At 69.0% G+C, this 12,048-nt stretch carries 9 protein-coding genes and 1 riboswitch; of the genes, 8 read left to right on the top strand and 1 reads right to left on the bottom strand.

All coding sequences use genetic code 11. From position 1 onward, the window contains the following. The first annotated feature begins 18 nt into the window (after positions 1-18). The 3 genes from QMX80_RS04550 (at position 19) to QMX80_RS04540 (ending at position 3,677) form a co-directional block, all read left to right on the top strand. Complete coding sequence (locus QMX80_RS04550) at positions 19-690, top strand: alpha/beta hydrolase (RefSeq protein ID WP_282275529.1); 672 nt, start codon at positions 19-21, stop codon at positions 688-690. Between the two features lie 2 nt (positions 691-692). Further along, positions 693-1,787 (top strand): cell division protein ZapE, encoded by a 1,095-nt coding sequence (zapE, locus tag QMX80_RS04545; protein ID WP_282275528.1) that lies wholly within the window; start codon positions 693-695, stop codon positions 1,785-1,787. A gap of 363 nt (positions 1,788-2,150) precedes the next feature. After that, positions 2,151-3,677: a VWA domain-containing protein gene (locus QMX80_RS04540; protein WP_282275526.1), complete on the top strand. Its 1,527-nt coding sequence runs from the start codon at positions 2,151-2,153 to the stop codon at positions 3,675-3,677. A 548-nt stretch (positions 3,678-4,225) separates the two neighbouring features. Here QMX80_RS04540 and QMX80_RS04535 read toward each other — a convergent pair. After that, complete coding sequence (locus QMX80_RS04535) at positions 4,226-5,053, bottom strand: DUF2884 family protein (protein ID WP_282275525.1); 828 nt, start codon at positions 5,051-5,053, stop codon at positions 4,226-4,228. A gap of 270 nt (positions 5,054-5,323) precedes the next feature. After that, positions 5,324-5,547: riboswitch (cobalamin riboswitch) on the top strand. A 187-nt stretch (positions 5,548-5,734) separates the two neighbouring features. Between QMX80_RS04535 and QMX80_RS04530 the strand changes: the two genes are divergently transcribed. The 5 genes from QMX80_RS04530 (at position 5,735) to QMX80_RS04510 (ending at position 11,955) form a co-directional block, all read left to right on the top strand. Then, positions 5,735-8,119, top strand: a complete 2,385-nt coding sequence (locus tag QMX80_RS04530; protein WP_055766821.1) for a ribonucleoside-diphosphate reductase subunit alpha — start codon at positions 5,735-5,737, stop codon at positions 8,117-8,119. A gap of 180 nt (positions 8,120-8,299) precedes the next feature. Further along, positions 8,300-9,319: a ribonucleotide-diphosphate reductase subunit beta gene (locus QMX80_RS04525; RefSeq protein WP_055766818.1), complete on the top strand. Its 1,020-nt coding sequence runs from the start codon at positions 8,300-8,302 to the stop codon at positions 9,317-9,319. A 177-nt stretch (positions 9,320-9,496) separates the two neighbouring features. After that, positions 9,497-9,901, top strand: coding sequence for an acyl-CoA thioesterase (locus QMX80_RS04520; protein WP_055766815.1), 405 nt, complete (start codon positions 9,497-9,499; stop codon positions 9,899-9,901). A gap of 51 nt (positions 9,902-9,952) precedes the next feature. Continuing rightward, positions 9,953-10,789 carry an NAD-dependent protein deacetylase gene (locus QMX80_RS04515; RefSeq protein ID WP_282275521.1) on the top strand — a complete coding sequence of 279 codons (837 nt, stop codon included), beginning with the start codon at positions 9,953-9,955 and terminating at the stop codon, positions 10,787-10,789. Positions 10,790-10,860: 71 nt separating this feature from the next. Beyond that, complete coding sequence (locus QMX80_RS04510; protein ID WP_282275519.1) at positions 10,861-11,955, top strand: NADH:flavin oxidoreductase/NADH oxidase; 1,095 nt, start codon at positions 10,861-10,863, stop codon at positions 11,953-11,955. The last annotated feature ends 93 nt before the right edge of the window (positions 11,956-12,048 follow it).

Here is a 12,048-nt window from a genome sequence, read left to right as displayed (position 1 = left end):
GGCCGTTATTATGGCGGCATGAGCAATCCTTCCTTTCCCCACGAATCGATGGCGCTGATGCTGGAAGGCCCCGCCGGGCCGCTGGAGGTCGCGGTCGATCCGCCCGAGGGCGGCATCGCCGCGCATCCGGTCGTCGCCGTCATCTGCCATCCGCTGTCCACCGAGGGCGGCAGCATGCACAACAAGGTGGTAACCATGGCCGCGCGCGCGCTGCGCGAGCTGGGCGTCACCACCGTGCGCTTCAATTTCCGTGGCGTCGGCGCTTCGGCCGGCAGTTACGACAACGGCGAGGGCGAGCAGGACGACCTGCGCACGGTGGCGGCGTGGGTACGCGCCGAGCGCCCGGACTGCGCACTGTGGCTGGCCGGTTTCAGCTTCGGCGCCTATGTGTCGCTGCGCGCCAGCGGCGCGCTGCAGCCGCAGGCGCTGATTTCGATCGCACCGCCGGTCGGCCGCCGCACCTGGGATTTCGACGGGCTGCGGCCGCCGGCGCAATGGCTGGTGGTGCAGGGTGACGCCGACGAGGTGGTCGATGCGCAGGCCGTCTATGCCTGGCTGGAAACGCTGGCCGCTCCGCCGCAACTGGTGCGCATGCCCGACACCAGCCATTTCTTCCATCGCAAGCTGATCGACCTGCGCGGCGCGATCCAGCACGAAGTGCGGCGCTGGCTGCCCGACGGCAGCTGCTGAGCATGGACGCGACGACCCCCTCGCAGCGCTACGCCGCCGGCGTGGCCCGTGGCGACTGGCGCGACGATCCGGCCCAGCACGCGGCGCTGGCCGAACTGGACCGCATCCACGAGGCCATCGTCGATTCGACGCAGGACGGCTGGCTCGACCGGCTGTCGGCCTTCTGGAAGAAGCCCGAGCCGGTCAAGGGCCTGTACTTCTGGGGCGGCGTCGGCCGCGGCAAGACCTTCCTGGTCGACCTGTTCTACGACGGCCTGCCGATCGAACAGAAATACCGCACCCACTTCCACCGCTTCATGCGCGGCATCCACGAGCGGCTGCGTGAACACCAGGGGCAGAGCGACCCGCTGGCGAAGATCGCCCAGGAGTGGCGCAGCAGGCTGCGCGTGCTGGTGCTGGACGAGTTCTTCGTCACCGACATCGGCGATGCGATGCTGCTGGCGCGCCTGCTCGAGCGCCTGTTCGCCGAAGGCGTGACCCTGGTGACCACTTCCAACACCGCGGTGGAGAACCTGTACCTCAACGGCCTGCAGCGCGACAGCTTCCTGCCGGCCATCGCCCTGCTGCAGAAATACTGCGTGGAGCTGTACGCCGAAGGCACCGAGGACTACCGCATGCGCGCGCTGACCCGCTCGCCGGTGTACCGCGCGCCGCTGGAGGACGGCAGCGACGCCTGGCTGGGCGGGCGCTGGAAGGAGCTCAGTGGCGGCGAGGAGGCACGCAGCGGCAACATCCAGATCGAGGGCCGCAAGATTCCCGTGCGTGGGCGCGGCAAGAGCATCGTCTGGTTCGATTTCCCCGGCTTGTGCGAGGGGCCGCGCGGGCCTTCGGACTACATCGAGATCGCGCGCGAGTTCAACACCGTGCTGCTCGGCGGCATCCCCCACTTCGACCGCATGAACGAGGATGCCGCGCGCCGCTTCGTCAACCTGATCGACGAGCTGTACGACCGCCAGGTCAACCTGGTCTGCACCGCGCAGGATCCGCCGCCGCTGCTCTATTCCGGCACGCGCCTGGCCGGCGCCTTCGAGCGCACTGCCAGCCGCCTGATCGAGATGCAGAGCGCCGAATACCTGGGAGCCGCGCACCGCCTGTAGGGGCGAGGGAAGCCTCCTCTTCCTTCGGGGCGGAGCCGCATGGCTTGCGCCCACGCCACCGGCGCAAATGCCGCGGGCCAGGGCACGGAGCAGGAAAGAGGGCGACGGGCGCAGCCGTGTGCGATCGAACAAGGCGGGGGCTCGCCCGTGCCCTGATCCCGCCCCCGCGGGACCACGCCCCGGCCCCGCGCGCATGCGTGGGCCAGGCGTGCAGGCCACAGGCCTTCACCCGGGAGGGAGAAGGGAAATGCGGATTCGATGCGTACGCTGTGCGTTCCTGCAAAACCCCATTCGCTTCCCCCATCCGTTCTCCTTGTCGCATGCCGCCACGGCGGCCCACCCTGCATGGAACGGAGCAAGCAGATGAAGCACGCAAGCATGGCCTCCCGGCGCCTGCCGGTACGTTCGATGGCGTTCGCGTTGACGGTGCTGGCCGGGCTGCCGGCACTCGCCGGTGAGCCGTTGTGGCCCGGGCCGGCCACCGTCGTCGCGGAACCCGACTTGAAGGCGCCGGCGCTCAAGCGCACGCGCCAGACCGCGCCGAATTTCCGCGCGCCTGCCGCCACGGTGTGCAGCGACACGCCGCGCATGCGCGAGGTGCCCGATCCGCAGCCGCCGCAGCGCGTGCGCGATGTTCCCACCCTGATCGGGAAGGGCGGGCGCAGCAAGGTGCTGATGGAGGCCACGCCTGCTTCGCCGCCTGCTCCGGTCGCCGCGGATGCGCCGGCGGTGGCGACCAGCGTGGCGCGTTCCGGTCTGGCGGTTCCCTACGCGCCGGCACCGGCGCCGGTGCGCCAGCAGCCTGCTGCGCCGGTGACCGCCGGCGTGGTCGACGACAACGCCGATTTCGGAGGTTTCCAGCAGTTCCTGCAGCGTCATGCCGAAGCGGCGCAGCTCGGGCGTGATGTCTCGGTGCGCCAGCGCCTGCGCGTGATCGATGCGCAGGGGCGGCCGGTGCCCGATGCCGAAGTCGCCGTTTCCAGCGCCGATGGCGCGCGCATGTGGGCGCGCACCGACGCCGGCGGCCAGGCCTGGCTGCACCTGAACGCGTTCGACGACCGCGATTCGGCCAGCTACCGCGTGGATGTGCGTCGCGATGGCCGGCAGGCGCAGGCACAGCTGCGGCGCGGGCAGAAGGATGCGCTGGAGGTGCGCCTGCCTGCCGCCGCGACAGCGGCGGGCGCGCGGCTGGACCTGGTGTTCATGGTCGATGCGACCGGCTCGATGGGCGACGAGATCGACAAGCTGCGCGCTTCGCTGCACGACATCGTGCGCGGCATCGAACAGCTGCCATCGCGCCCGGACGTGTGCCTGGGGCTGGTCGCCTATCGCGACCGTGGCGACGAGTACTTCGTGCGCAGCTGGGACCTGACCGGCAACGTCGCCGCGTTCCAGCAGGTACTCGATGGCGTGCGTGCCGGCGGTGGCGGCGACATGCCCGAGGCGATGAACGAAGCCTTCGACCATGCGGTGCAGGCACTGGCCTGGCGCGGCCCGGCGACCACGCGCCTGCTGGTGTCGCTGGCCGACGCGCCGCCGCACATGGACTATCCGCGGCCGCACTACGACCAGACCATGCTCGCCGCGCTGGGCAAGGGCATCAAGGTGTTCAGCGTGGCCGCGTCGGGGCAGGACACCACCGGCGAGATCGTGCAGCGGCAGATCGCCCAGTACACCGGTGGGCGTTTCATCTTCCTCACCTACAAGGACGCGTCCGATCCGGGCAGCGGCCCCGGCCGCGAGACCGTGCACGACGTGGCCGACTACTCGGTGGACACGCTGGACACGCTGGTGGTGCGGCTGGTGCGCGAGGAACTGGCGCAGTTGCCGAAGGGGGGAGGACGGTACGCCGCCCGAGTTATGGGGCGTGCCCGTTCCACAGGGGACTAGGTTCTGCAATGCCAGGCAACGCCTGGCGGGGACAGGCCCGGGAAAGCCCTAGCGGGGCGTCGCCCCGCTCTACAGGGAGATGGATCGCAGCGGGCTTTGTAGCGCCGGGCAACGCCCGGCGGGGGCATTGCCGGGAAAGCTCCAGCGGGGCGTTGCCGCGCTCTACAGGGAGATGGATCGCAGCGGGCTTTGTAGCGCCGGGCAACGCCCGGCGGGGGCATTACCTGGAAAGCTCCAGCGCGGCGTTGCCCCGCTCTACAGGGAGGTGGATCGCGGCGGGCTTTGTAGCGCCGGGCAACGCCCGGCGGGGGCATTACCGGGAAAGCTCCAGCGGGGCGTCGCCCCGCTCTACAGGGAGGTGGATCGCGGCGGGCTTTGTAGCGCCGGGCAACGCCCGACGGGGCGCATTACCGGGAAAGCTCCAGCGGGGCGTCGCCCCGCTCTACGGGGAGGTGGATCGCGGCGGGCCTTGTAGCGCCGGGCAACGCCCGGCGGGGGCATTGCCGGGAAAGCTCCAGCGGGGTATTGCCCCGCTCTACGGGTTGCGGTCAGGGGTGTGCGGGCAGGGCGATGCGGTTGTCCGGGCCGTGCTCCTTCGCCACCGGCGCCGATGCCGATGCCGATGCTTCGCCACTGACGTTCATCATCCGCAGCGGCTGGCCGTTGTAGCGGAACTCCAGCGCCGACTGCAGCTGGTCCAGCGCCAGGACCTGGGTGCACAGGGATTGCGCGTGCTGCTCCAGCGCATGGGCGCGCGCTTCGATCTTCGGCTCGAGTTCGGCTTCGATCTTCTCGCTGCGCTTCTCGATGCGCTCCTCGCCGCCGGTGAGCATGGTCCACAGCAGGCCACGGGCGATCGAGCCTTTCAGCGACTCGGCCGCTTCCTGCACGCGCTGGTCGAAGCCTTCGCCGAACAGATCCTGCTCCCAGCGGCCGCGGCCGATGGTCGAGGCGACGAAGCGCTCGGCATCCGTGCGCAGCGCGCGCACCTTGCGCGAGTTGAAGTTGCCGGTCATGGAGCCATAGACCACGTCCAGCACGTCAAAGCTGATCCCCACCGATTCGTTGGCGATGCCGGTGACCGCCGGCATCATCTGGCGCACCCCGGCCTCAAGCACGCGCAGGCGTTGCGCATCGTCGGCGCTGACCACCTGCATGCGGCCGTCGACGCTCAGTTCACCGTTGTGGAACACGATCTCGCGCGGCGTGGCGTCGTGCCTGCGCAGCCAGATGCCGCCGCCATCGACCAGCACGTCGTAGTCGGTGCTGACACCGCATTGGGTGGAGGAGAGCTCCGGCGATTTCAACGTGCCGGCGCGGGCGGCCACGGACGCGGCCAGGGCGAGCAGGGCGGTGGCGAGAACCAGGCGGCGCATGCGGGGTGTTCCGTGTTCGACAGGGAGACAGCATCGCCGGCTGCCGTCGGTCGCGGCGCCGGCCGGAAGTCATGGCGGCGAAGCCTGGGCAATGGATGATGAATGCGCGCGGTGTTTTCCTACCTCTGAATGGTGCTCCGAGGGCTTGACTGCGCAGCCGCGATGGGCAGGTCGCCATGGGCGGGCACGAGGCCGCGAGCCGGATCGCTTGTGCCCCAAGGGGCAGGCGGTTATCCACAAGATTTGGCGTTGACCCTGTCATTTACCCCCACTATCTTGTGTCCCGTCGGTTCTGGTGGGTTGCTCCCCACCGGATTGAAAGGGAAGCCGGTGACGCCTTGGATGGCCATTCCGGCACTGCCCCGCAGCGGTAATTGGGAACGATCCCGCCACCAAGCACTGAGGCCCGATGCCTTGGGAAGCGGCGGAGTAGGAGGAGGCCCCCGCCTCCATGCCCATGAGTCCGAAGACCTGCCGACGGCCGCGCGAAGCACAGCGCGCGGTGCCGGCTGCGGAGTCTTCGAGGGGAAGACGGCTGGCGACGCGGTACCGCCGGTGGCGACCCTGGGTCGCGTCCGTCTCGGTCGCTGCGACGCCGTCCTTCCATGCTCGCCAACCGCACCGGCCCAGGTTCCTGCGAGGGCAGGCGCCGCGTGCATCCCGCCATGAGGACACATCACCGTGACCGCCACCGATACCGCCGTTGTCCCGACCGAGGCCGGCTTCGAACTGACCCCGCCGCCGACCGCCACCGCCATGAGCGTGACCAAGCGCAATGGCGGCACCGAGCCGGTGGACCTGAACAAGATCGTCCGCGCCATCCAGCGCTGCTGCGAAGGCCTGCATGCGGTCGATCCGATGCGCGTGGCCACCCGCACCATCTCCGGCCTGTACAACGGCGCCACCACCCAGGAACTGGACGAACTGTCGATCCGCACCGCCGCGCTGCTGATCGGCGAGGAGCCGGAATACGGCCGCCTGGCCGCGCGCCTGCTGGCCAACTTCATCGCCAAGGAAGTGTCCGGCCAGGAAATCCACGCGTTCTCGCAGTCGGTCGGCCGCGGCCATGAGGTCGGCCTGATCAACGACCGCCTGCTGAACTTCGTGCAGGTCAACGCGCGCAAGCTCAACGACGCGATCGATCCCGGGTACGACCTCAACTTCGATTACTTCGGCCTGCGCACGCTGTACGACCGTTACCTGCTGCGCCACCCGCACACGCGCAAGGTCATCGAGACCCCGCAGCAGTTCTTCCTGCGCATCGCCAGCGCGCTCAGCGAGGACGTGCCCGAGGCGCTGGCGCTGTACCAGCGGCTGGGCAGCCTGGACTACCTGCCGTCGAGCCCGACCCTGTTCAACGCCGGCACCAGCCACGAGCAGCTGTCCTCCTGCTTCCTGCTGGATTCGCCGTCCGATTCGCTCGAATCCATCTACGCCAGGTACGGCGACATCGCGCAGCTGTCCAAGTTCAGCGGCGGCATCGGCGTGAGCTACACCCGGGTGCGTTCGCGCGGCTCGTTGATCAAGTCCACCAACGGCCACTCCAACGGCATCGTGCCGTGGCTGAAGACGCTGGATTCCTCTGTGGCCGCGGTCAACCAGGGCGGCAAGCGCAAGGGCGCGGCCTGCGTGTACCTGGAAACCTGGCATGCGGACATCGAGGACTTCCTGGAGCTGCGCGACAACGCCGGTGACGATTCGCGCCGCACCCACAACCTCAACCTGGCCAACTGGGTGCCGGACCTGTTCATGCAGCGCGTGGAAGCCGACCAGGAATGGTCGCTGTTCGATCCGCGCGTGGTGCCGGAGTTCACCGACCTGTACGGCGAGGCGTTCGAACGCGCCTACCTGCAGGCCGAGGCGCAGGGCAAGGCGGTCAAGACGCTGCCGGCGCGCAAGCTGTACGCGCGGATGATGCGCACCCTGGCCGAGACCGGCAACGGCTGGATGACCTTCAAGGACAAGTGCAACCGCGCCAGCAACCAGACCCTGCGCGCCGGCAACGTGATCCACCTGTCCAACCTGTGCACCGAAATCCTGGAAGTCACCAGCGCCGAGGAAACGGCGGTGTGCAACCTGGGCTCGATCAACCTGGGCAACCACCTGGACGAGCACGGCGATTTCGACTTCGACAAGCTGGCCGAAACCGTGCGCCTGGCCGTGCGCCAGCTCGACCGGGTGATCGACCTGAACTTCTATCCGATCGAGACCGCGCGCCGCGGCAACCTGCGCTGGCGCCCGGTCGGCCTGGGCTGCATGGGCCTGCAGGACGTGTTCTTCCGCAAGCGCCTGGCGTTCGATTCGGAGGCCGCGCGCGTGCTGTCGGCGAAGGTCGCCGAGACCATCTACTTCCATGCGCTGGAAACCTCGTGCGAACTGGCCATCGAGCGTGGCCGGCACCCGTCGTTCAACGACACCCGCGCGGCCGCGGGCGAGCTCCAGTTCGATGCCTGGAACGTGGCTCCGGCCGACGCCGCGCGCTGGGACGCGCTGCGCGAGCGCATCCGCCAGCATGGCCTGCGCAACTCGCTGATGATCGCCATCGCCCCGACCGCGACCATCGCTTCCATCGCCGGCTGCTACGAGTGCGTGGAGCCGCAGGTGTCCAACCTGTTCAAGCGCGAGACCCTGTCCGGCGACTTCCTGCAGGTCAACCGCTACCTGGTCGGCGAGCTCAAGCAGCTGGGACTGTGGACGGCGGAGATGCGCGATGCGATCAAGCTGGCCGACGGCTCGATCCAGAACCTGCCGCAGATCCCCGAAGCGCTGCGCACGGTGTACCGCACCGCCTGGGAACTGCCGATGCGCTCGCTGATCGACATGGCCGCGGACCGCGGCGCCTTCATCGACCAGTCCGCCTCGCTCAACCTGTTCATGGAGAGCCCGAACATCGGCGCGATGTCCTCCATGTACATGTATGCCTGGAAGAAGGGCGTAAAGACCACCTACTACCTGCGCTCGCGCCCGGCCACGAAGATCGCCAAGACCACGGTCAGCAGCTACACGCCGACCGAGGCCGTGGCCTGTTCGCTGGAGAACCCGGAAGCCTGCGAGGCCTGCCAGTAATCGTTCCCGCCCCTCTCCCGGCGGGAGAGGGGCGAGCTCGCCCCCACCGAACCCTCGTCCGGCGCTCCGCGCCACCTGCATGCGGCACATCCCTGTGCCGCCCCCTCCGGGCGGCCTTGCCGCGAACCCCGGCGATCCTGCCGCGCCGCCTCCCGCAGGGAGAAGAGAAAGGAGACTCCAATGTCCGCACAACCCCGCCAGATGCTGCTCGATCCGGGCTTCGAACTGACCCTGCGCCCGATGCGCTACCCGGATTTCTACGAGATGTACCGCAACGCGATCAAGAACACCTGGACGGTGGACGAGATCAACTTCCAGATCGACATCACCGACCTGCATCACAAGATGACGCCGGCCGACCGCCACCTGATCCACCGCCTGGTCGCCTTCTTCGCCACCGGCGATTCCATCGTGTCCAACAATCTGGTGCTGAACCTTTACCAGCACCTCAATGCGCCGGAAGCGCGCATGTACCTGTCGCGCCAGCTGTACGAAGAGGCGCTGCACGTGCAGTTCTACCTGACCCTGCTGGACAACTACCTGCCGGACCCGGAGGAGCGCTTCAAGGCGTTCGCGGCGGTGGAAAACATCGAATCGATCAAGAAGAAGGCCGATTTCTGCTTCAAGTGGATCGACTCGATCCAGGGAATGAAGCGCATCGAGACCCGCGAGCAGCGCCGCCAGTTCCTGCTCAACCAGATCTGCTTCGCCGCCTGCATCGAGGGCCTGTTCTTCTTCGCCGCCTTCGCCTACGTGTACTTCTTCCGCTCGCGCGGGCTGCTGCCGGGCCTGGCCTCGGGCACCAACTGGGTGTTCCGCGACGAGAGCTGCCACATGGAATTCGCCTTCGAATGCGTGCGCACCATCCGCGCCGAGGAGCCGGACCTGTTCGACGCGACGATGGAGCAGCAGGTCTACGAGATGCTGGCCGAAGCCATCGAGTGCGAGGTGCAGTTCGCCGAGGACGTGCTTTCCGGCGGCGTGGCCGGCATCTCCACCCGCGACATGCGCCAGTACCTGCAGCATTGCGCCGACCAGCACTTCGCCAAGCTGGGCATGGCCCGGAAATACAACGTGCGCAACCCGCTGCCGTTCATGGAACTGCAGGACGTCCAGGAGCTGACCAACTTCTTCGAGCGCCGCGTCTCGGCCTACCAGGTCGGCGTAAAGGGCGAGGTCGCCTTCGACATGAATTTCTGAGGCGAGGAGCTGCCGGCCGGCGCTTCCTGCAGGGCGGGGCAATGCCCCGCCCGAAGCGTTGCCGGTCGACCCCCACCCGGAAAGCCGGCGCCGCCGGCGGACGCGACGCGGGCGTCACACCCGGCATCATCCGCCCTGCGTATCATCCGCCCGCCATCCATTCCCGCGCATCCCGCCATGAACGCCACGCCCGCCATCGTCCCGCCCACCGAAGTCCGCATGGCGGAGATCGTCTTTCCCAACCACACCAACCATCTCGGCACCCTGTTCGGCGGCCAGGCGATGGCGTGGATGGACAAGGCCGCCTTCCTCGCCGCGGCGCGCTATTCGCGCCGCACCGTGGTCACCGCGCATTCGGACCAGGTGGATTTCAAGCTGCCGATCCGCATCGGCGAAATGGTCGAGACCGTCGGCCGCGTGGTCGAGGTCGGGCGCAGCTCGATGACGGTGCAGGTCGAGCTGATCGCCGAGGACCTGCACAGCGGCGAACGCAAGCTGTGCACGCGCGGCCACTTCGTGATGGTGGCGCTGGACGCCGAAGGACGCCCGGCCCCGGTGCCGGCGTTACCGCCGCAGGCCTGAGCCGGGGCGCGGGCGATGGCCGTGCGGCCTGGGCAGGCCGGTATCCCGTCCATGGCGACGGATACGCGGCTGGCGGAGTTCATGGCCGCCCACCGGCGCCTGTTGCTGTTGACCGGCGCCGGTTGCAGCACCGACTCGGGCATTCCCGATTATCGCGATGCCGATGGCCAGTGGAAACGCACGCCGCCGGTGGATTACCGCGCGTTCATGGCTGATGCGGCGGTACGCCGTCGCTACTGGGCGCGCAGCCTGGCCGGCTGGCCGCGTTTCGGCCAGGCCCGGCCCAACGCCACCCACCATGCGCTGGCCGCACTGGAGGCGGCCGGCGGGGTAGAACTGCTGTTGACCCAGAACGTGGATGGCCTGCACCAGCGCGCCGGCAGCCGCAGCGTGATCGACCTGCATGGACGGCTGGACGAGGTGCGCTGCATGGGCTGCGAGGCACGCTCTCCGCGCGAGTCGCTGCAGCAGCGGCTGCTCGACGCCAATCCGGCCTGGGCGGGGTTGCAGGCGGCGCAGGCGCCCGATGGCGACGCCGACCTGGAAGGGGACTTTTCCGGTTTCGCGGTGCCGGACTGCACCGCCTGCGGCGGCCTGCTCAAGCCGGACGTGGTGTTCTTCGGCGAGAACGTGCCGCGCGAACGCGTGGCCGCCGTGCACGCGCACCTGCAGCGCGCCGACGCGGTGCTGGTGGTGGGGTCGTCGCTGATGGTCTATTCCGGCTTCCGCTTCGTCGATGCCGCTGCCAGGGCCGGGTTGCCGGTGGCGGCAGTCAACCTCGGCCGCACCCGCGCCGACGCCCTGCTGTCGCTGAAGATCGAGCAGCCCTGCGCGCAGGCGCTGGCCTTCCTGCTTGACGGCGCGTGGGCCGGTTCCAAGACGCAGTGATCCACGGTTCCGGTTGAACCGGCCGGGGTGGGGGAGTGCAATGGGCGCCCCCCAACCGGATCACCTCCCACGTGAGCCATCTGTTCTCGCCGCTGTCGCTCGGCCCGTTGTCCCTTTCCAACCGCATCGTCATCGCGCCGATGTGCCAGTACTCGGCCGATGAAGGCCGTGCCACCGACTGGCACGCCCAGCACCTGGGCACGCTGTCGCAGTCCGGTGCCGGGCTGCTGATCCTTGAAGCCACCGCGGTGGAAGCGTGCGGCCGCATCAGCTGGGCCGACCTCGGCCTGTGGGACGACGCCACCGAAGCGGCGCTGGGCGAGGTACTGGCCTCGGTGCGACGCTGGTCGAAGATGCCCATCGGCATCCAGCTCGCTCATGCCGGGCGCAAGGCCTCGACGGCGCGGCCCTGGGATGGCGGCGGTGCCATTGCGCCAGGGCAGGCGCATGGCTGGCAGGTGGTGGCGCCATCGGCGCTGCCGTTCAATGCGGGCGACCCGGTGCCGCAGGCGCTGGACGCCGCCGGCATCGACGCGGTGGTGGAGGCATTCGCCGCCGCCGCGCGCCGTGCGGCCCGGCTGGGGCTGGACCTGATCGAGATCCATGCCGCGCATGGCTACCTGTTGCACCAGTTCCTGTCGCCGCTGAGCAACCGGCGCGAAGACGAATACGGCGGCGCACTGGAGAACCGCATGCGCCTGCTGCTGCGCGTGTTCGATGCGGTACGTGCGGCGGTGCCGGCCAGCGTCGCGGTGGGCGTGCGCATTTCCGCCACCGACTGGGTGGAGGGCGGTTGGGATGTGGCCCAGAGCATTGCTGTCGCCAAGGCGCTGGAGGCGCGCGGCAGCGACTTCATCCACGTCTCCAGCGGCGGGCTGGACCCGCGGCAGCAGATTCCAGTGGGTCCGGGCTACCAGGTATCGCTGGCCGGCGCGATCAAGGCGCAGGTCGCCACGCCGGTGATCGCGGTGGGCCTGATCACCGCGCCCCGGCAGGCCGAAACGATCCTGGCCGAAGGCCATGCCGATGCCATCGGCATCGCCCGCGGCATCCTCTACGACCCGCGCTGGCCGTGGCATGCGGCCGCGGAACTCGGCGCCCAGGTGCACGCCGCGCCGCAGTACCTGCGCTGCCAGCCGCACGGCCTGCGCGAGCTGTTCCAGTAGCCCAGCACATCCGCAGGGGCGGCTGGAGCCGCTCCTGCGGCCGTCGTGGCGGCAAAGGTTTCCCCGGAAAATTTCGTGCGTCGCTAGACTTCC

Source organism: Stenotrophomonas sp. PS02297, assembly GCF_029959705.1.
Classification (GTDB): domain Bacteria; phylum Pseudomonadota; class Gammaproteobacteria; order Xanthomonadales; family Xanthomonadaceae; genus Stenotrophomonas; species Stenotrophomonas nitritireducens.
Note: the sequence above shows the minus strand (reverse complement) of the source record. Positions and strands in the feature narration are given on the sequence as shown.

What these genes read in the sequence shown, in the direction of transcription:
- QMX80_RS04535 (WP_282275525.1), bottom strand. Translation starts at nt 5,053, where the DNA reads ATGCGCCGCCTGGTTCTCGCCACCGCCCTGCTCGCCCTGGCCGCGTCC.
- QMX80_RS04525 (WP_055766818.1), top strand. Translation starts at nt 8,300, where the DNA reads ATGTCCGCACAACCCCGCCAGATGCTGCTCGATCCGGGCTTCGAACTG.
- QMX80_RS04520 (WP_055766815.1), top strand. Translation starts at nt 9,497, where the DNA reads ATGAACGCCACGCCCGCCATCGTCCCGCCCACCGAAGTCCGCATGGCG.
- zapE (WP_282275528.1), top strand. Translation starts at nt 693, where the DNA reads ATGGACGCGACGACCCCCTCGCAGCGCTACGCCGCCGGCGTGGCCCGT.
- QMX80_RS04515 (WP_282275521.1), top strand. Translation starts at nt 9,953, where the DNA reads ATGGCGACGGATACGCGGCTGGCGGAGTTCATGGCCGCCCACCGGCGC.
- QMX80_RS04550 (WP_282275529.1), top strand. Translation starts at nt 19, where the DNA reads ATGAGCAATCCTTCCTTTCCCCACGAATCGATGGCGCTGATGCTGGAA.
- QMX80_RS04540 (WP_282275526.1), top strand. Translation starts at nt 2,151, where the DNA reads ATGAAGCACGCAAGCATGGCCTCCCGGCGCCTGCCGGTACGTTCGATG.